The following is a 20,003-nucleotide window of genomic DNA, read 5'->3' as shown; positions in this document are numbered from 1 at the left end:
TCAGGGGAGGGGTTGGGGTGGGGCGGTGTCTCGCAGAGACCCACCTGCGTTCTGGAATCCCTCCACCCCAACCCCTCCTCCCAGGACGAGGGGCTAAGTGTTTGGCACTCAATCCATCAGCTCCACCGCCACCGCGGTCGCTTCGCCGCCGCCGATGCACAGCGACGCGAGGCCGCGCTTCTGGCCCTTCGCTTCCAGCGCCGAGAGCAGCGTCGCCAGCACCCGCGCCCCGCTCGCGCCGATCGGGTGGCCCAGCGCGCAGGCGCCGCCATGGACGTTGACCGTGTCATGGGCGAGGCCGAGTTCCTGCATCGCGATCATCGTCACGCAGGCGAACGCCTCGTTGACCTCGAACAGATCGACATCGCCGGTTTCCCAGCCCGCCTTCGCCAGCGCCTTGCGCATCGCGAACACCGGCGCGGTGGTGAAGCGGGCGGGCGCATGGGCGTGCGCGGCATGGCTGACGATCCGGGCGATCGGGGTCAGCCCCAGCGTCTCCGCCACCGAGGCGCGCGTCAGCACCAGCGCCGCCGCGCCGTCCGAGATCGATGAGGCATTGGCGGCCGTGATCGTCCCGTCCTTGGCGAAGGCGGGCTTGAGCGTCGGGATCTTGGCCGGATCGGCCTTGGCCGGCTGCTCGTCGAGCGCCACCGTCACCACGCCCTTGCGACCCTGCAGCTCGACCGGCACGATCTCGCGATCGAAGGCGCCGCTGGTCTGGGCGGCCTTGGCGCGCTCGAGGCTGGCGATGGCGAAGGCATCCTGCGCCTCGCGGGTGAACTGATATTCCTTGGCGGTCTCCTCGGCGAAGCTGCCCATCAGGCGGCCGGGCTCATAGGCATCCTCCAGCCCGTCGAGGAACATATGGTCCTTGAGCACGTCATGCCCGATCCGCGCACCGCTGCGATGACGCATCGACAGATAGGGCGCATTGGTCATGCTCTCCATGCCGCCGGCGATCAGCAGGTCGACCGAGCCCGCGGCCAGCGCCTCGGCGGCCATGATCGTCGCCTGCATGCCCGATCCGCACATCTTGTTGATCGTCGTTGCCTCGATGTGCTGGGGCAGCCCGGCCTTAAGCGCGGCCTGGCGGGCAGGCGCCTGGCCGAGCCCGGCGGGCAGCACGCAACCCATATAGATGCGCTCGATCGCCTCGCCCTTCAGGCCCGCGCGTTCCACCGCTGCGCCGACGGCGGTCGCGCCGAGGTCGGTGGCGGACGCATCGGCAAGGCTGCCCTGGAAGCTGCCCATCGGGGTACGGGCATAGGACAGGATCACGATGGGGTCGGCGGACATAAAGGCTCCTCTCGGGTGTTTGCCGGTGATCTAGGGGGTCGGCGACGGGTTTGCAAAAGCCCGCGTGCTCCCGCAGGAAGGGAGCCGTGCGTGAACCTTGTCGATATCCTGAAATGGGGCGCCTCGATCAGCGGCATGATCGCGGCGTTCATGGTTTCGCTCGATCTGGGACGACGGCTGACCGGCTGGGGGTTTGCGCTGTTCGTCGCCTCCAGCATCTGCTGGATCAGCGGCGCGCTGATGACCGGGGACGAGCCGCTCTGGACCCAGAACCTCGTACTGTTTTGCATCAACCTGTTTGGCGTGTACCGCTATCTGATCCGCAAGCGGCCGCCGCGTGACGCCGATTGACTCCTGGGGGTGGCCGGCGCTGCTCGGCGTGCTGGGCGCCGTGTTCGGCAGCTTCATCGCCACCATCGCGATCCGCTGGCCGCAAGGCCGAGGTGTCGCCCGGGGGCGCTCGGCTTGCGATGCTTGCGGCGCGACGCTGCGGGCGGCCGAACTGGTGCCGGTACTCAGCTTCCTCGTGCAGCGCGGTCGATGCCGCCATTGCCGCGCGCGCATCGCCGCCAGCCATTGGGGAACGGAAGTCGCCGGGCTGGCGATCGGCCTCGCCGCCGGCCTGATAGCACCGGGATGGGCGGGCGCGGCGGGAGCGATATTCGGCTGGCTGCTGCTGACCCTCGCGGCACTGGACCTCGTGGCGTTCTGGCTCCCCAACGCGCTCAACGCCGCGCTGGCGGCCGCGGGGCTGATCACCGGTGCAACCGGCCAGGCGCCGCCGCTGCTCGACCGGCTCATCGGCGGGGGCGCAGGCTATGCCGTCCTGTGGCTGGTCGCGCGCGGATACAAGGCCGCGCGCGGGCGGCAGGGGCTTGGGGGCGGGGACCCGAAGTTGTTCGGCGCGATCGGGTGCTGGCTGGGCTGGCAGGACCTGCCGATGGTGCTGCTCTCGGCCAGTCTGATCGGGCTCGCGGCGGTGCTGGGGATGATGAGCGTCGGGCGCCGGGTCCGCGCGACCGATCGACTGCCGTTCGGCGTGATGCTGGCGGCCGGTGCCTGGGCCATATGGTTCGGGCACCAGCTGTATCCGGCGCCGGCGTCGCCGGAGGGCATATTGCAAATCGCACGCACGGCATATTGATGCAGGCCGACATCCCGCCCCAAAAAAAAGGCCGCCCCGAAGGACGGCCTTTGAAAGTCTTAGGAGAGGATGCCTGAAAGGCCCGATCTTTCTGCACTGCGGCCCCATCTGCTGCAAGTGCGAACTGTTACCGGTATCATTGCAAAAATTGCAACCTGCCAGCGTTGTCACATGCGTCACGGTTAATCGAAGCTCAGAGGTATAGATGACCGCGTTGAAATTGAACGATTTTTTGCCGTATCGCATGTCCATCGCTTCGAACGCGGTGTCCGATGCCGTCGCGAGCGCCTATCGGACCTTATTCGGCTTGCGTATCCCGGAATGGCGCCTGGTGGCGGTGCTCGCCGAAGGCGGGGCGATGAGCCAGCAGGCGCTGTGCGGGCGGACGAGGATGGACAAGGTGACGGTGAGTCGCGCCGCCATCGGGCTGGTCGAGCGCGGTCTCATTGCCCGGGCTGCCAATCCGACAGACCAGCGCTCGCACCTCGTCGCGCTGACTGCGGCGGGCTGGCAGCTGTACGAACAGGTCGCGCCGAAGGCGCTGGAGCTGGAGCGGCGGCTGTTTGCAAGCTTCTCCGATGCGGAGAAGGAACAGCTTGCCGCGATGCTGGAGCGGATCGAAGCGGCGGCTACGGCTTTCGACGGGGGTTGATCGCGGCGCGCGCCCTCGCGTAAGCAGGGCAGGCCCTCCCCAGGCGTGTAGCGAAGAACCGCAAGGAGGACTCCGTTGACTGACTATGCCGATCGCGCCGGGTTGCAGGTCGCCACGACGCTGATGCGTTTCGTCGAAGAAGCGGTGCTGCCGCCGCTGTCGATGGATCCCAACGCCTTCTGGTCGGGCGCCGCCGCGATCTTCGCCGAATATGCGCCGGTGAACCGGGCGCTGCTTGCGACACGCGATGCGCTGCAGGCGGCCATCGACGCCCGCCTGGCGCGCGGGGACGCGGCGGACGAGGCCTTTCTGCGCGAGATCGGCTATATCGTGCCCGAGCCTGCGCCCTTCACCATTGCCACCGACCATGTCGATGCCGAGATCGCGGCACTCGCCGGGCCGCAGCTGGTGGTGCCGGCGCTCAATGCGCGTTTCGTGCTCAATGCCGCCAATGCCCGCTGGGGCAGCCTCTATGATGCGCTTTACGGCACCGACGCCATTCCGGGGCAGACCGCCGCCGGAGGATATGACGCCGCACGCGGCGCGCAGGTGATCGCCTGGGCGCGCGACTTCCTCGCGGGCATTTTGCCCGGCGCCATCGAGATCGCCAGCACGGCCGAGGGCGCCCGACACACCGTCTATTATCGCGGCGCGAGCGGGCTGCACTTCGCCGTCGTGCGCGATCCCGGCCACCCGATCGGGAAGGACGATCCCGAGCATATCGCCGATGTCCTGCTCGAATCCGCGCTGACGGCGATCATCGACCTGGAGGATTCGGTCGCTGCGGTGGATGCCGAGGACAAGCTGCTCGGCTATGCCAACTGGCTGGGCCTGATGCGCGGCGATCTGGCGGAGCGCTTCGAGAAGAACGGGCGTCACTTGACCCGGACGCTCGCACCGGACCTGGAATTTGCGGACGGCACGACGCTGCCCGGCAGGGCGCTGCTGCTCGTCCGCAACGTCGGGCATCTGATGACGACTCCCGCCGTGCTGCTGCCGGACGGAAGCGAGGCGCCGGAAGGCATCCTCGATGCCATCCTCACCAGTGTGATCGGGCTGCACGATCTAAAAGGCCTCGGCCGGTTCCGCAACAGCCGGGCGGGCTCGATCTATGTCGTGAAGCCCAAGATGCACGGGCCGGAGGAATGCGCCTTTGCCGACCGGCTGTACGGCGCGGTGGAGAGGATACTCGGTTTGGCGCCGAACACGATCAAGATCGGCCTGATGGACGAGGAGCGGCGGACCTCCGCCAATCTCGCCGCGTGCATCCATGCGCTGAAGGATCGGCTGTTCTTCATCAATACCGGCTTCCTGGATCGCACCGGCGACGAGATCCACACCAGCATGCGCGCCGGCGCGATGGTGCCCAAGGGCGAGATGAAGGCTGCGCGCTGGATCGCAGCCTATGAAGTGCGCAATGTCCGCATCGGCCTCGATTGCGGTCTCGCCGGGCGAGCGCAGATCGGCAAGGGGATGTGGGCGGCGCCCGATCGCATGGCGGACATGCTTGCCCAGAAGATCGCGCATCCGAAGAGCGGCGCCACCACCGCCTGGGTGCCGAGCCCGACCGCGGCGACGCTGCACGCCACCCATTATCATGCGGTCGACGTCGCCGCCTGCCAGCGCGCCCTGCCCGCCGAGGTCGCGCCGCTCGCCGATCTGCTGGCCGTGCCGCTCGCGGAGGGACGCAACTGGAGCGCGGACGAAATCGAGCGCGAGCTCGACAACAATGCCCAGGGCATCCTCGGCTATGTCGTGCGCTGGATCGATCAGGGTGTCGGCTGTTCCAAGGTGCCGGACATGCACGATGTCGGTCTGATGGAGGATCGCGCGACGCTGCGTATTTCCTCCCAGCACATCGCCAATTGGCTGCTGCACGGCGTCGCCACGCCCGAGCAGGTGGACGCAGCGTTGCGGCGCATGGCAGCGAAGGTGGATGCGCAGAACGCGCGGGATCCGCTGTACTTCCCGATGGCCGGCCGGGAGGGGGAGAGCCTCGCCTATCAGGCGGCGCGTGCCCTGATCTTCGAGGGCATCGACCAGCCGAACGGCTATACCGAGCCGCTGCTGCATCGTTTTCGCGCACGCGCAAAAGCGCTCGAGCCTTGCGTTTGATCGCACGCATTGCTTGGAGCGACGCATCAGGGGAGCAAAATCCGCAACCGGCCGTTACGCTACAGGGCGGGCCGGAAGACATCGCGGCTCCCGAAGGAGGCGCGTGGGTAAAGGGGTTCGGGTGGTTTGGGTCGCCGCGTTGGCGGGGGCGGGGTTCGTGCCCGCACTTGCACACGCCCAGTTGAACGATCCCAAGCCGGGGCAGGGTGCCCCCCAGTCGGCCGCCCCGGCGCCCGAACAGCCTGCGGATGCGGACGCGGCGGCGCAGCAGGCCGCGCCCATCGTCCCGGACGAGGCATTTGAAGAAGCGCTGCCCAAGCTGAGCGATGACATCAACGCGCCGCTGGAGCCGGTGGGCGGCTTCCAGAAGCCGGCGCAGGTGCCGGCCGCGCCCACCGTGTCTGCGGCTCCCGCGCCGGTCGGAACGCAACAGCAGGCGGCGCCTGCTCTGGACGAACAGGGCTTCGCACCGGCGGGGCCGGAGACGCCCGAGATGCTGGCGCCGCTGCCTCCGCTCGCGGCGTTCAAGGTAGAGCCCGTCGCCGACACGGCGGAGGAGGACGAGAAGGCGCCCACTATCCGCTACACTACCGAACTGGTGGGCCTCGACGCGCTTCGACTGGACGGCCAATTCCGCAGCCTGTCGGCGCTCCAGCACGGCAAGGGCAAGGCTGCCAATGCCGCCATGGTCTCCGCCCGCGCCCGCGAGGACGAAAAGCTCGCGCTGCGGCTGATGAAGTCGATTGGCTATTACGACGCTACCGCATCGTCCTCGATCGCGCAGAATCCGCCCAATTCGGGGAACCTCCGCGCGACGATCACGGCGTCGCCGGGCAAGCTCTACCGGCTCGGCGACGTCCGGATCGCCAGCGATCCGACGGTGCCGCCGGGCCTGTTGGACCGCGAGCTGAACCTGAACCCCGGCGATCCGATCCAGGCCGATCGCGTGCTTGGTGCCGAGGCCAATGTGTCGTTGCGCATGCCGCAGCAGGGCTATCCGTTCATCGAACTCGGGCAGCGCGACATTGTTCTCGACGATGCGACGCATACCGGCGACTATACCCTGCCGGTCACGCTTGGCCCGCGCGCCAGCTTCGGCCAGATCCAGACGGCCGGCCGGCGCCAGGTATTCGCGCCGGAACACATCAACATCTTCCGTCGCTATCGCGAGGGGCAGGTATATGACAGCCGCAAGGTGGACGATCTCCGCCAGGCGCTGATAGCGACGGGGCTCTTCTCCACCGTTTCGGTCGAGCCGCAGCGCACCGGCAAGCCGGGACCGGATGGGACCGAGCAGGTCGATCTGCTGGTGCGGCAGGTAGCGGGCAAGGCGCGCACGCTTGCCGGCGAACTGGGATACAGCACCGGGCAGGGCATCAAGGCGCAGGCGAGCTGGACCCATCGCAACCTGTTCCCGCCCGAGGGCGCGTTGACCGTCAGCGGCATCCTCGGCACGCAGGAACAGGCGCTGACCACCACCTTCCGCCGTTCCAACGCCGGCAAGCGCGACCGCACCTTCCTCGTCACCGCATCCCTCAATCACCAGGATTACGACGCGTTCGAGGCGTTCACCACGACCTTGTCCGCCCGCATCTCGCGCGATTCCACGCCGATCTGGCAGAAACGCTGGACCTATTATTATGGCGCCGAGCTGGTCGGATCGAACGAGGACCGGTATAATTTCGACCTGGGCAGGCGCGATCGCGGTACCTGGCTGATCGCGGCGATCCCGACCTTCCTCGGCTATGACACCTCCGACGACCTGCTGAACCCGACGCGCGGCTATCGCATCAAGGGCAACCTCAGCGCCGAAACCTCGGTGCGCGGATCGGTACGGCCCTATGCGCGGATGATGCTGGAGGTGGACGGCTATTACCCGATCACCAACAGCATCGTGCTTGCTGGCCGGGCCCGGGTCGGCTCGATCAGTGGCGTATCGCGTGACGATCTTCCGCCCTCGCGGCGTTATTATGGCGGTGGCGGCGGATCGGTCCGGGGCTTCGGCTATCAGGAGCTCGGGCCGCGCTCACCGGACGACAAGCCGGTGGGCGGCCGCGCGTTCAACGAGTTCGGGATCGAGGCGCGCTATCGCTTCGGCAATTACGGCATCGTGCCGTTCCTTGATGCCGGCCAAGTCTACGAAGGCACTGCGCCTACCGGCCGAAACCTCCGCTTCGGCGCGGGCATCGGCGGCCGTCTCTACACCAATTTCGGCCCGCTGCGCATCGACGTGGCGACGCCGATCGCGCGCAAGAAGGGCGAATCCAAAATCGCGCTCTACATTTCGATCGGACAGGCATTCTGATGGCGGACGATGTGCCTGAAACCGGGACCGTGACGGTCGTGCGCACCGGCAAGCCGCTCTGGGTGAAGATTGCGCAATGGGTGGCGCTGGGGCTAGTGTCGCTCGTCGCGCTGGCGGGGCTCGCGGTATTGGGGCTGGACACCCAGCCCGGGCGCCGGCTGATCGCCGACCAGCTCGCCAAGCTGAAGCTCGAGTCGGGGCTAGGCTTCCGGATCGGCCGGATCGACGGGTCGATCTATGGCGGCATGGTGCTGCGTGACATTCGGGTGAGCGACAGCAAGGGCGTGTTCGCGACGGCGCAGGAAATTCGGCTCGATTGGCGGCCGCTTTCCTATCTGAACAACCGCATCGACATTCGCAATCTGGAGAGCCCGGAGATCCGGCTCGCGCGATTGCCCGAACTGAAGCCTTCGGGCGACCCGAATGCGCCACTGCTGCCCGACCTCAACATCGACGTCGCTCGCCTCAACGTCGCGCGGATCGACATCGCACCTGCAGTGGACGGGCAGCGGCACATCGCACGACTTAGCGGCTCGGCGCATCTGTCGGACGGGCGCGCGCAGCTGAATGCCGACGCAGGCACGATCGCGGCGCGTGGCGTGGCCGGCGGCGACCGGGTGACTCTCAAGCTCGACGCGGTGCCGCAGGCAAACCGGCTCGACATCGATCTGCGGCTGAACGCCCCGAAGGGCGGCCTCGTCGCGGGACTTGCGAAGCTGCAGGCGCCGCTGGTAGCGACGGTGCAGGGCGCGGGCGACTGGAAGCATTGGGCCGGCAAGGGCATCGCGAGGCTGGGCGGCGATAGCCTTGCCGATCTCGACGTGACCGCCGACAACGGTCGGTTCCAGATCCGCGGCATGACGCATCCCGGTCTGTACTTGCAGGGCCCTGTCGAGCGGCTGACCGCGCCGGGGCTTCGACTGGACACCGATTTCCGCTGGGCGGACCGCAAGGCCGATGGCATCATCAAGCTGAAGTCGGATGGGCTGTCGGCGCAGGCGCAAGGCCTGGTCGATCTCGCCAACAACCAGTTCCGCGGCGTCCATGTCGATGCACTGCTGCTCAAGCCCGGCACGATCGCGCCGCAACTGGTCGGTCGTTCGGTGCGCGCGTCGCTCGCGCTGGAAGGCGCCTTTGCGACGCCGATGGTCGATTACAAGCTCTCCGCGGGTGCGATCGGCTTTGGTGAGACAGTGGTCGAGCAGCTTTATGCCGAGGGCCGCGCGCGCGTCGATTCGGATCGCATCCTGGTGCCGGTGCGCGCCAAGGCGGCGCGGATTTCCGGGCTGAATGCGGCGGCGGGCGGTCTGGTGACCAACGTCACCGTGAACGGCGACATCGCCATCTCCGGCACGCGTATCCTCTCGGACAATCTCCGGCTGAAATCGGACAAAATCGACGCGACCGCGATCGTGGCGGCCGATATGGGCACAGGCCGCTATACCGGCGCGCTGAAGGGCCGGATCAACGATTACACCATAGCGGGTGTCGGCGTTGTCGACGTCAATACCGATGCGGAGCTCTACACCGCCCCCGGCGGCGGCTGGGGCATTCGCGGCAAGGTCGCCGGGCGCACGCGGAAGCTGTTCAACGAAGGCATCCGCAACTTCCTGGGCGGCAACACGGTTGCCTCTGCACGGCTCAACCTCGATCCGAAAGGCGTGATCGGTATCGCCGATGTACGCGTGCGCGCGCCACAGTTCCGCGTGCTGCGCGGGCAAGGGACCTATGATCCCGCCGGCCCGATCCGGATCACCGCAGATGCGGTCTCCGATCAATATGGGCCGCTCAGCGCGCGCGTGACCGGCACGCTCAATGCGCCGCAGCTGGTGCTGCGCGCCGAGAAGCCGGGGCTGGGCGTCGGTCTCGCCAAGGTCGAGGCGAAGGTGGTCGGCCGCGGCGATGCCTATGCGGTGACCGCGACCGGCGAGAGCAATTACGGGCCGTTCAACGCGGATGTGCTGGTCCGCACCGGCAAGGCGCTGGCGTTTCAGGTGAACGCCGCGCGGTTTGCGGGCATGAACATCGCCGGCCAGCTTCAGCAGACCTCCGCCGGCCCGTTCGCCGGGCAGCTCAGCTTCCGGGGCTCCGGTGTCGACGGCATCGCCACGCTGGGCGCCGAAGGCAAATTCCAGCGCGCCGATGTGCGCGCGACCGCTGACAATGCGGCCATTCCAGGCGTTGCCGAGCTCACCATCGGGCGCGCCATCGCGGATGCAAGCATCGTGCTCGCCGAACAGCCCCAGATCGTCGCCGACGTCCAGATCGCCAATCTGAAGCGCGGCGAGTTCCTGCTGCGCACCGCGCGCGCCAAGCTCGATTATCGCGGCGGCAACGGCACCGTGCAGGCGGTGGCAAGCGGTTCCTCGGGGGTGGCGTTCGATATTGCCCTCAACGGCCGCATGACGCCCAGCTTGTGGACGGCGGCACTGCAGGGCCAAGCCAGCGGCGTAAAGTTCCGCACACCGCAGGCGGCACGGATTGCGATCGACAAGGGCGTGTACCGCCTGTTGCCGACGCTGATCAATTTCGACCAGGGCAGCGTGCGGCTGGCCGGGCGCTATGGCGACGGCATCGTGCTGCAGGCGCGGCTCGACAAGCTCGATCTTGCCATTACCAACGCCTTCGTGCCTGACCTCGGCATTGGCGGCACCGCGACCGGCAGTCTGGACTTCGCGCAAACCTCACCCGAAGCGTTCCCCAGTGCCGATCTCCGGCTCGAGGTGGACGACCTCACGCGCTCCAGCCTCGCTCGCGTATCGACGCCCGTACACATCAGCATGGTCGGCAAGCTGCTGCCCGACGGCGGTGATCTGCGCGCGTTGATCCGCCGCGGCAACGCGACGATCGGCCGCGTCGTCACCACGCTGCGACCTTTGGGCCCGGGTGCCGGCAGCTGGACCGAACGGCTGATGGCGGCACCGCTATCGGGCGGCATCCGCTACAACGGTCCCGCAGCACTTCCCTTCGCCTTTGCGGGTCTGCCGAACCAGCAGCTTACTGGCGCTATCGGCATGGCGGCGGACTTCACCGGCCGCGTCGACCGGCCGTTGCTCAACGGCGTCGTGCGCGCCGACAACCTGACCTACGATAATGAGGGCACCGGTACGCGGCTGACCAACCTGAAGATCGACGGCCAGTTTTCCAACGACGCCTTCGTCCTCAATCAGGCCACGGCACGCGCGGGCGACGGCAGCGTCAGCGCCAGCGGCCGGGTCGGCCTGTCTTCCGCGGACAGCTTTCCGATGGCGATCAACGTCAAGCTGGACAATGCGCGGCTCGCCCGCAGCGAGGCGCTGGGGGCGACGGCGAGCGGCACGCTCACCATCACCAAGAGCGCCGACGTCCAGAAGATCGAGGGCCAGATCGACATCCCCGAGGCGAACTATCAGATCATCCGCCAGGGCGCGGCGGAGATCCCGGAGCTTACGGGGGTGCGCCGTAAAGGTGATGTCGATCCCAACCAGCAGGCGCAGGCGAAGAAGCCGGCCCGTGCGTTCGGCAATTTCGATCTCGCCATTCGCGTCCGCGCGGACAACCGCCTGATGGTGAGCGGCATGGGCCTCGAATCCGAATGGCAGGCGAACATCAATATCGGCGGCACCACGCTGGCGCCGCAGATCCGCGGCACGATGGAAGTGGTGCGCGGCACCTACAGCTTTGCGAGCCGGCGGTTCGATCTCACCAAGGGCATCATCAGCTTCCAGGGCGCGGAGCTGACCAACCCGACGATCGACATCTCGGCGAACACCACGGCGGAGGGCGTGACGGCGATCCTCAACATCACCGGCACCGCGCAGAAGCCGCAGATCGCCTTCACCTCGAACCCGGCGCTGCCGCAGGACGAGGTACTGTCGCGCCTGTTCTTCGGCACCAACGTGACCAATCTCTCCGCCACGGAGGCGATCCAGCTCGCGGCAGCACTCAATTCGCTGCGCGCAACCGGTGGCGGGCTCAACCCGCTCGGCCAGCTCAAATCGGCGACGGGCATCGATCGTCTCCGCGTGCTGGGCGCCGACGATACTACCGGGCGCGGCACTTCGCTTGCGGCGGGCAAGTACATCACCAACAACATCTATATCGAGATCATCACCGATGCCCGCGGCTTCACTGCGACACAGCTGGAAGTGTCGCTCTCGCGCGCATTGAGCGTGCTTTCGCAGACGAGTTCGTTCGGTGGCTCGGGTGCGACGCTGCGCTACTCGCGGGATTATTAAGGTGGCGTCCGCCTAATAGTCGTGCAACCATGCCTCCCGGAGAGGCAAAGAAGATGCGCGAACATTTCGACGTTCTCGTCGTGGGCGCGGGGCTGTCGGGGATCGGTGCGGGGTATCACCTGCAGACGCATTGCCCCGGGCGCACCTATGCGATCCTGGAAGGCCGCGATCGATTGGGGGGAACCTGGGACTTGTTCCGCTACCCCGGCATCCGGTCGGACTCGGACATGTACACGCTGGGATTTTCGTTCCGCCCCTGGACGGACGCTAAGGCGATTGCGGACGGCAACGCCATCCTGCGCTATCTGGAAGACACCGCGCACGAGTTCGGAATCGATCGCCATATCCGCTATCGCCACAAGGTCATCGGTGCTGAATGGTCGAGCAGCGAGGCGTTGTGGACAGTTACGGTAGAGGCGGCAGGTCGCACGCGCCAGTTCAGCTGCAGTTTTCTGTTTCTGTGCGCTGGCTATTACAACTATGAGCGCGGTCATCTGCCGGACTTTCCCGGCCGCGCCAATTTCCAGGGCCGTATCGTCCATCCGCAATTCTGGACCCCCGATATTAATCATGCCGGCAAACGCGTGGTCGTGATCGGCAGTGGCGCGACGGCGGTGACGCTGGTGCCCGAACTCGCCCGGCAGGCGGCGCACGTCACCATGCTACAGCGCTCTCCCACCTATATCGTGGCCCGCCCCTCGCAGGACGGCATCGCCAACTGGCTCCGACGCCATCTGCCGGCCAAGGCGGCCTATGCGCTCACCCGCTGGAAGAACGTGCTGATCGGGCAGTATTTCTATGCGCTTGCCCGTAAGCATCCGGCCAAGGCGAAGGCGCGCCTGGTGGAGATGGTTCGGTGCGAGCTCGGCCACGACTATGACGTCGCGACCCACTTTACGCCGCGCTATGATCCTTGGGACCAGCGGCTGTGCCTGGTGCCGGATGCCGATCTTTTCGCCGCGATACGCGACGGCCGGGCGGAGGTGGTTACCGATCGGATCGACCACTTTACCCCGACCGGCCTAAAGCTCCAATCCGGCCGCGCGCTGGACGCGGATCTGGTTGTCACCGCAACTGGGCTGGAGGTCCAACTCATGGGGGGCGTGCCGGTGGCGGTGGATGGCGAGACCGTCGACTGGTCGGAGCGCCTCACCTACAAGGGAATGATGTTTTCCGGCGTGCCGAACTTCGCGATCGCCTTCGGTTACACCAATGCCAGCTGGACCCTGAAGGCCGACCTGACCGCCGCCTATGTCACCCGGCTGCTGGGGGCGATGGCGAAGCGGGGCATGCGACAGGTGACGCCGCAGCCCGTCGGGCCCGTGGAGCCGGAGCCATTCCTCGATTTTACCTCGGGCTATGTGCAGCGCGCGCTTCGCCTGCTGCCCCGGCAGGGACATCGCAAGCCTTGGCGGGTGCACCAGAGCTACACGCGCGATCTGCTTGCGCTGAAGTTCGGAAGCATCGATGATGAGATGATATTCTCAAATCCCGAGCCCGCCGTGCCGCAGGCTGCCTAGCCGAGCAGGGCGCGGGCGGCGGCGACGCCGGTCTTGTAAGCGCCGTGCACGGTCGAGAATTCATGCTGCGAGCAGGCCTCGCCGGCAAAGCGGATGCGCGGATCGGCCGGCGTCGCCAGCACCTGCCGTGCCGCGGCACGACCAGGCAGCGCGTGGCTGTACCCGCCGCGCACATGCGTCTCGCGGCTCCACGACGAGCCGGCCAGCAGTCGCAGCCGCCGCCGCCACTTGCCGCCGAGCAGGCCGCACAGCTCCTCTATAGCGAAATCCGCCGCTCCGTGCAGCCCGCGCGTTGCCATTTCGCGTGCGCCTTCGCCGCCGAACATCGCCTCGATGATCGGGCGGCCGAAGGGCCGCAGCGTGTAGCTTGCGGTGATCGTGTTGCGCGGATCGCCGAGCAGATGGGCGTTGGCCTCGAGTTCATCGACGCCTTGGTCGACCGCGAGGAACAGCTTGTCCGCCAAGCCCAGCGGCAGCGCGGCGGCGGTGTGGAATATCTCGTCATGTCCGGTAAGCGTGATGTCGCCGCGGGCGAGAATGTCGGTCGACACGGTGATGATCGCGTGCGCCGCCTCCAAGGTTCCGCGCGGCGTCTCCAGCTTCAGCCGGGAGCCCGTGCTGTCGATCGCGGTTACCGGGGTCGACATGGCGGTGCGCAGCCCGCTCGCCTGCGCAGCCACCAATGCACCATAGCCGGCCGGCACCCGCCAGTCGGTCTCGGTCGCGGCATCCTCATAGGCGAGATAGTCAGCAATCGAGAGCTTGGCGGTATCGACGCCGTTGACGACGCCGCTGATGGTGTCGATCCACACGCTCCACGCGCTGCCCGGCAGCAGGGCCGCGCCGGCGCGATCGCCTGGGGGCGGGTCCTGTCGCAACCGGTTTTCGAACGCTTCGTAGGCCTTGGCCGCATCGCGTTGTTCTGCGGGGGAAAAGCCGAGTTCGCGCCACTGCTCCCGCCAGCGCGGCAGGGTGCGGTCGAGTTCGAAGCCGTGCAGCGCCGCGAGTTCGACCCATGGATTATGCTCGGCCGAATGCAGCCAGCCGGCCCCCAGGTCGAGCGCCATACCGTCGACGTGTTCGGTGCGCGCGCGGCCACCCAGCCGGGCGTCAGCTTCGACCAGCAGAACTTCGCGGCCGGCCTCCGCAAGGCTGTGGGCCGCGCCGATACCGGCGGCGCCGCCGCCGATGACGATCACGTCGAACTGTTGCATCCGTCGCGAAACGCGCGTCAGGCCGAACGGCTGCGCAGCAACGCCGATCGCAGGCATTCGCACACCATCTCGTCGCGCTGATTGTGCATCTGGTGGCGCCAGCTAACGATGCCCTGCCTGGGCCGCGACTTACTGGGACGGAGCTCCACCACCTCCGAACTCGCGCGAAGCGTATCGCCCAGGAAGACCGGCTTGGGCATCGTCAGCTTGTCATAGCCGAGATTGGCGACCAGCGAACCCGCAGTGGTATCCGCCACGGTGATGCCGATCATCAGGCTGAAGGTATAGGTGCCGTTGACCAGGATCTGGCCGAATTCGGAGGCACGGGCAGCCTCTGCATCGAGGTGCAGCGGCTGGGTGTTGTGCGTGAGGGTGGTGAACAGAAGGTTGTCGGTTTCCGTCACGGTGCGCCGCAGCGCATGCTCGATACGGTCGCCAAGCTGCCATTCGTCGAAAAAGCGTGCCATTCAGCCTTCGTCCTGATCCAGTTTCAGCTTGAAGCCGAAATGGCTCTTGGTCCAGCCGAGCTTTTCGTAGAAGCGATGCGCATCCAGGCGGTCACGCATCGAGGTGAGCTGCACCAACCGACAGCCGCGCGCACGGCATTCTGCTACAGCCCAATCTATCATTTGGCCGCCAAGCCCTTGGCCACGCACGGAAGTCGCGATGCGCACGGCCTCAATCTGCCCGCGCCAGGCACCGCGAAAGGCGATGCCGGGTAGGAAGCTCAGCTGCATCGTCCCGATCACCGCGCCGTCCCGTTCTGCGACAATGAGCCGCTGATTGGGATCGGCATTGATGTCGGCGAATGCCATTTCGTAGCGCGGATCGAGCGGCAGCGAGGCGTTCTCGCGTCCGCGGCTCAGATCGTCGTCAGCGAGCATCGCCACGATCTCGGGCAAGTCGGCCAAGCTGGCGTCGCGGAAGATCACGCGGCCTTCTCCACGCGGACGAGTAGCGCGCCTTCCGTGACTTGCCCGCCGGCGGCCACCGGCAGTTCGGCGACAGTGCCGTCAAACGGTGCGGTAAGCGCATGCTCCATTTTCATCGCCTCCAGCGTGACGAGCCGCTGGCCCTTGGTGACCTGCGCGCCGGGGGCGACGTCCACCGCGCTGATGCGGCCGGGCATGGGGGCGAGCAAGGCGCCGTCGGCGGCGGCGCCACCGATGGTCGGGCCGACGCGCGGCAGCGATGCCAGGAAGGACAAACCGTCATCATTCACCGCAACCCCATCGGCGACCGGCTCGGCGACGACCGCGGCTCTCCGCCAGTTGGCCGGCAATTCGGTGACGTGAACCTTCCCGTCAACGGAGACGGCGACGCGGCAGTTCTGCGGGGCATTCAACCGGAAGCCAAGGGCGCCCCGCCACGGATTTGGCTGGGATGCCCCCAACAGGTCGTCATCCAAGCCGGACAGCATCGTAGGGTGCCCGTGATATTCCTGAACGAGCAGCGCGGCGGCGGCTTGCTTGATCATGTCGTCCGACGGCTCTGTCGGCGGGAGCAACGCATCGCCTTTGTCGGCAATGAAGCCGGTATTGATGCGCGCCGCACGGAAATCCTCGTCATCCAGCGCCCGCCAGAGGAAGGGCGCGTTGGTCTTGACAGGGAAGACGTCCGTTGCGGCACAGGCTTGTGCCAGTGCTTCGCAGGCTTCGTCGCGGCTATCGGCATGCACCACGATCTTGGCAATCATCGGATCGTAGAAGCCGGTAATCTCCGCGCCTTGGTACACGCCCGTTTCATACCGTACGTCCGGCGAGGGACGGAAAATCTCCAGTCGCCCGACGCTTGGCAGGAACCCTTTGGCCGGATCCTCGGCATAGAGCCGCGCTTCCATAGCCCAGCCATGGATGGCCAGCTCCTCCTGCCGCCGGGGAAGCGGCTCGCCGCTCGCCACGCGGAGCTGCCACTCCACAAGGTCCTGCCCGGTAATCTCCTCGGTCACCGGATGCTCGACCTGAAGCCGCGTGTTCATCTCCATGAACCAAATGCGGTCGGCGCGCAGGCCTTCGCTGGCATCGGCGATGAACTCGATGGTGCCTGCGCCGACATAGTCGACCGCCTTGGCCGCGCGCACCGCCGCCGCGCAGATCGCCGCGCGCGTCTCGGCGTCCATGCCGGGGGCGGGGGCTTCCTCGATAACCTTCTGGTGGCGGCGCTGGAGCGAGCAGTCGCGCTCGAACAGGTGGACGACATTGCCGTGCGTGTCGCCGAACACCTGTACTTCGATATGCCGGGGCGAGAGGATATACTTCTCCAGCAGCACCCGATCGTCGCCGAAGGAGGAGGCGGCCTCACGCTTGCAGCTGGCGAGTGCATCAGCAAACTCGGCGGCGCTTTCCACCCGCCGCATGCCCTTGCCGCCGCCTCCGGCCACCGCCTTGATCAGCACCGGATAGCCGATCGCATCCGCCTCGGCCTGGAGCCGCTCGGGCGACTGGTCCTCGCCCAGATAGCCCGGGGTGACCGGCACCCCCGCCGCGATCATCCGCGCCTTGGCGGCGTCCTTGAGGCCCATTGCGCGGATGCTGTCCGGTTTCGGCCCGACCCAGACCAGCCCCGCAGCGATCACCGCCTCGGCGAACTCTGCGTTCTCGGAGAGGAACCCATAGCCAGGGTGGATCGCCTCGGCGCCGGTAGCATGCGCGGCGGCGATGATCTTCTCGCCGAGCAGATAGCTCTCGCGCGCCGGGGCGGGACCGATATGCACGGCCTCGTCGGCCTGGCGGACGTGCAGTGCATTCGCATCGGCGTCCGAATAGACCGCGACGGTGCGGATGCCCATCGCGCGGGCGGTTCGGATGATGCGGCAGGCGATCTCGCCGCGATTGGCGATGAGCAGGGACTGGATCACGGGTGGCGCTCCGGAAAGCCGTGGCGGGTGTGGAGCGCGGCGAGCACGCTTTCGATGTCGTTCGCGAAGCCGCCTTCGGCAAAGGCGAGCGCAGGGAGGTTCTGGTTTTCCGCGCCCAGCCGCGCCACCACCGCGGCGCGGGGGCGGGGCCAGGGAATGCGGACTACGTCGATCTTTGTGGCGCGCTCCGGGAAGGCGGCGAGCAGGCCCTCCACGGTGATGCAGTCCTTGCAGTAGAAGCGGCGCGTGCCGCCATAGGCCGGATCGGCCCAGTCGGTGTCGAGCACGAACAGCGTGTCGCGGGTCATGCCGGGCACCCGATAGTGCGCGAGGTCCAGGCGAGGCTGGCGATCTTCCAGGCGCCGTTCTCGCGCACCAGACTGACATGGTTGGTGCCGCAGTGATGGACCTTGCCATTCAGCCGAAACACATAGGGCGCCCAGACCATCGCCATGTCGCCGTCGATCTCCACTGCGGGGCTGGAGATGCCCTCATCGAACGTCTCCGGGCCCGGCTGAAAGCGGGCGAGCAGCTCGGGCCAGGGCAGGGTGCGCACCGTTGCGGGGCCGCTTTCGGCCTCGGTGACCACGGTAGCGCTGCCCGCCGCGCGAAGCGTCGCGCCGATCGCAGCGGCATCGCGGGTGTTGATCCCGCCCAGCAGCTTGTCGACCGTCGCGAGCACCGCGCGCTCGTCGCTGCCGTCGGGCGGGGCGAGCGGATTGGCGGGCGGCAGCTTGGCCGGCGCGGGGACGCTGCGCGTCGGATTGGCGGCGGGCGGGGGCAGGCCGGCGGTCTGCGCGATGAACGTGAGGGCGAGGAGAGAGAGGAGCATGGTTCAGCCTTCGGCGTTTAGATCCTCCCCCAGCTTGGCGGGGGGAGAGGGACCATGCGTAGCATGGTGGAGGGGCGCGCGAAGCGCGGGTGTCGGGCGCCGGCGGAAGGAAACTGGGACCCGCTCACATTCGGAACACGCCGAACTGCGGCCGCTCGGGGATCGGCGCGTTGAGCGTTGCTGCCAGCGCGAGGCCCAGCACGTCGCGGGTCTGCGCCGGATCGATGATGCCGTCGTCCCACAGCCGCGCGGTGGCGTGCCAGGGATTGCCCTCGTCCTCATATTTCTGGCGGATCGGCGCCTTGAAGGCTTCCGCTTCCTCGGGCGACCACTTGCCCGCGTCGCGGTGGACCGTCGCCAGCACGCTCGCCGCCTGCTCGCCGCCCATCACGCTGATCCGGCTGTTGGGCCAGCTGAACAGGAAGCGCGGCGAATAGGCGCGGCCGCACATGCCGTAATTGCCCGCGCCGAAGCTGCCGCCGATCAGGATGGTGAGCTTGGGCACGGTAGCCGTCGCCACTGCCGTCACCAGCTTGGCGCCATGTTTGGCAATGCCTTCCGCCTCGTACTTGCCACCGACCATGAAGCCAGAGATGTTCTGGAGGAAGAGCAGCGGGATACGCCGCTGGCAGGCGAGCTCGATGAAATGCGCGCCCTTCTGTGCGCTTTCGGAGAACAGCACGCCGTTGTTGGCGAGGATTGCCACGGGCATGCCCCAGATATGCGCGAAGCCGCAGACCAGCGAGCTGCCGTAGAGCGCCTTGAACTCGTGGAATTCCGAACCGTCGACCAGACGCGCGATCACCTCGTGCACGTCATAGGGCGCGCGGACGTCGGTGGGGAGGATGCCGTACAGCTCCTCGGCCGCGTATTTGGGCGGGCGCGGATTCTTCAGCGCGACATCGGGCACGCGATCGGCGGGCAAGTGGCTGACGATGTCGCGAACGATGGTCAGCGCATGTTCGTCATTCTCGGCCAGGTGATCGACCACGCCCGAGCGGCGGGCATGGAGGTCGCCGCCGCCCAGATCCTCGGCGCTGATCTCCTCGCCCGTCGCCGCCTTCACCAGCGGCGGGCCGGCGAGGAAGATCGTGCCCTGGTTGCGGACGATCACGCTCTCGTCGGACATGGCGGGCACATAGGCGCCGCCGGCGGTGCAGCTGCCCATCACGCAGGCGATCTGGGGGATGCCCTTGGCCGACATATTGGCCTGGTTGAAGAAGATGCGGCCGAAATGTTCCTTGTCCGGAAACACCTCCGCCTGGTGGGGCAGGTTGGCGCCGCCGCTGTCGACCAGATAGATGCAGGGCAGGCGGTTGGCCTCGGCGATCTCCTGCGCGCGGAGATGCTTCTTCACCGTCATCGGGTAATAGGTGCCGCCCTTCACGGTGGCGTCGTTGCAGACGATCATCACCATGCGGCCCGAGACGCGGCCGATGCCGGCGATCACGCCCGCGCCGGGGACTTCTCCGTCATAGAGGTCGCAGGCGGCGAGCTGGCCGATCTCGAGGAAAGGCGCACCGGGATCGAGCAGCCGCTCGACCCGCTCGCGGGGGAGCAGCTTGCCGCGCGCGACATGCTTGGCACGCGCGGACTCGCTGCCGCCGAGCGCGGCCTGCGCCACATCCGCGCGGAGCTTCTCCGCGAGCGCGCGGTGATGCGCGGCCTGGGCGCGGAACGGGTCGCTGTCCGGGTTGACGGCGGTGGGGGCTATACCAAGGACTGGCCGGTCGAACGCTTCCTCCGCGACGCCGCCGTTGAGCGGGCCCATGACGTTCGCCTCGGGCACCTCGCAATCGGTGAACACCAGCTCCGACGTGGGCGAGCCGCGCATGCCCAGCTTGTCGATCT

15 protein-coding genes are annotated in these 20,003 nt (G+C 67.3%); 7 read left to right on the top strand and 8 right to left on the bottom strand.

Annotation, left to right across the window (positions count from 1 at the left end; all coding sequences use genetic code 11):
* Positions 1–108 precede the first annotated feature (108 nt).
* Complete coding sequence (locus tag S2M10_RS10905; RefSeq protein ID WP_168846073.1) at positions 109–1,296, bottom strand: acetyl-CoA C-acyltransferase; 1,188 nt, start codon at positions 1,294–1,296, stop codon at positions 109–111.
* Positions 1,297–1,386: 90 nt separating this feature from the next.
* Between S2M10_RS10905 and S2M10_RS10900 the strand changes: the two genes are divergently transcribed.
* The 7 genes from S2M10_RS10900 to S2M10_RS10870 all read left to right on the top strand — a co-directional run bounded on the left by S2M10_RS10900 (position 1,387) and on the right by S2M10_RS10870 (position 13,249).
* Positions 1,387–1,647, top strand: coding sequence for a hypothetical protein (locus tag S2M10_RS10900; protein ID WP_348770580.1), 261 nt, complete (start codon positions 1,387–1,389; stop codon positions 1,645–1,647).
* Positions 1,643–2,440 (top strand): A24 family peptidase, encoded by a 798-nt coding sequence (locus S2M10_RS10895; RefSeq protein WP_168846126.1) that lies wholly within the window; start codon positions 1,643–1,645, stop codon positions 2,438–2,440. Before S2M10_RS10900 ends, S2M10_RS10895 begins: the two co-directional genes overlap by 5 nt.
* A gap of 205 nt (positions 2,441–2,645) precedes the next feature.
* Positions 2,646–3,092, top strand: coding sequence for a MarR family winged helix-turn-helix transcriptional regulator (locus S2M10_RS10890; RefSeq protein WP_168846072.1), 447 nt, complete (start codon positions 2,646–2,648; stop codon positions 3,090–3,092).
* A gap of 123 nt (positions 3,093–3,215) precedes the next feature.
* Entirely contained in the window at positions 3,216–5,207 is a 1,992-nt protein-coding gene (locus S2M10_RS10885; RefSeq protein WP_168846125.1) for a malate synthase G, read from the top strand.
* A 103-nt stretch (positions 5,208–5,310) separates the two neighbouring features.
* Complete coding sequence (locus S2M10_RS10880; RefSeq protein ID WP_348770579.1) at positions 5,311–7,512, top strand: BamA/TamA family outer membrane protein; 2,202 nt, start codon at positions 5,311–5,313, stop codon at positions 7,510–7,512.
* The gene (locus S2M10_RS10875) at positions 7,512–11,729 is read left to right on the top strand and encodes a translocation/assembly module TamB domain-containing protein (RefSeq protein ID WP_168846071.1); all 4,218 of its coding nucleotides are present in this window, start codon (positions 7,512–7,514) and stop codon (positions 11,727–11,729) included. The genes S2M10_RS10880 and S2M10_RS10875 overlap by 1 nt, the downstream gene beginning before the upstream one ends.
* Positions 11,730–11,782: 53 nt before the next feature.
* A complete protein-coding gene (locus S2M10_RS10870) occupies positions 11,783–13,249 on the top strand; it encodes an NAD(P)/FAD-dependent oxidoreductase (RefSeq protein ID WP_168846070.1) in 1,467 nt (488 codons plus the stop codon).
* Here the strand turns inward: S2M10_RS10870 and S2M10_RS10865 are convergent.
* The 7 genes from S2M10_RS10865 to S2M10_RS10835 form a co-directional block, all read right to left on the bottom strand.
* Complete coding sequence (locus tag S2M10_RS10865) at positions 13,246–14,520, bottom strand: NAD(P)/FAD-dependent oxidoreductase (RefSeq protein WP_247650749.1); 1,275 nt, start codon at positions 14,518–14,520, stop codon at positions 13,246–13,248. The two genes, S2M10_RS10870 and S2M10_RS10865, sit on opposite strands and share 4 nt — an antisense overlap.
* On the bottom strand, positions 14,481–14,930 hold the full coding sequence (locus tag S2M10_RS10860) for a MaoC family dehydratase (RefSeq protein WP_168846069.1): 450 nt from the start codon (positions 14,928–14,930) through the stop codon (positions 14,481–14,483). The genes S2M10_RS10865 and S2M10_RS10860 overlap by 40 nt, the downstream gene beginning before the upstream one ends.
* Positions 14,931–15,395 carry a GNAT family N-acetyltransferase gene (locus S2M10_RS10855; RefSeq protein ID WP_348770578.1) on the bottom strand — a complete coding sequence of 155 codons (465 nt, stop codon included), beginning with the start codon at positions 15,393–15,395 and terminating at the stop codon, positions 14,931–14,933.
* On the bottom strand, positions 15,392–17,320 hold the full coding sequence (locus S2M10_RS10850) for an acetyl/propionyl/methylcrotonyl-CoA carboxylase subunit alpha (RefSeq protein ID WP_168846068.1): 1,929 nt from the start codon (positions 17,318–17,320) through the stop codon (positions 15,392–15,394). Before S2M10_RS10850 ends, S2M10_RS10855 begins: the two co-directional genes overlap by 4 nt.
* On the bottom strand, positions 17,317–17,628 hold the full coding sequence (locus S2M10_RS10845; protein WP_168846067.1) for a DUF3088 family protein: 312 nt from the start codon (positions 17,626–17,628) through the stop codon (positions 17,317–17,319). The genes S2M10_RS10850 and S2M10_RS10845 overlap by 4 nt, the downstream gene beginning before the upstream one ends.
* On the bottom strand, positions 17,625–18,152 hold the full coding sequence (locus S2M10_RS10840; RefSeq protein ID WP_168846066.1) for a nuclear transport factor 2 family protein: 528 nt from the start codon (positions 18,150–18,152) through the stop codon (positions 17,625–17,627). Before S2M10_RS10840 ends, S2M10_RS10845 begins: the two co-directional genes overlap by 4 nt.
* A gap of 124 nt (positions 18,153–18,276) precedes the next feature.
* Complete coding sequence (locus tag S2M10_RS10835; protein WP_211090991.1) at positions 18,277–19,923, bottom strand: carboxyl transferase domain-containing protein; 1,647 nt, start codon at positions 19,921–19,923, stop codon at positions 18,277–18,279.
* Between the last annotated feature and the right edge of the window lie 80 nt (positions 19,924–20,003).

The organism is Sphingomonas sp. S2M10 (assembly GCF_012650175.1).
GTDB lineage: Bacteria > Pseudomonadota > Alphaproteobacteria > Sphingomonadales > Sphingomonadaceae > Sphingomonas.
This window is presented reverse-complemented; position numbering and strand designations above follow the sequence as displayed.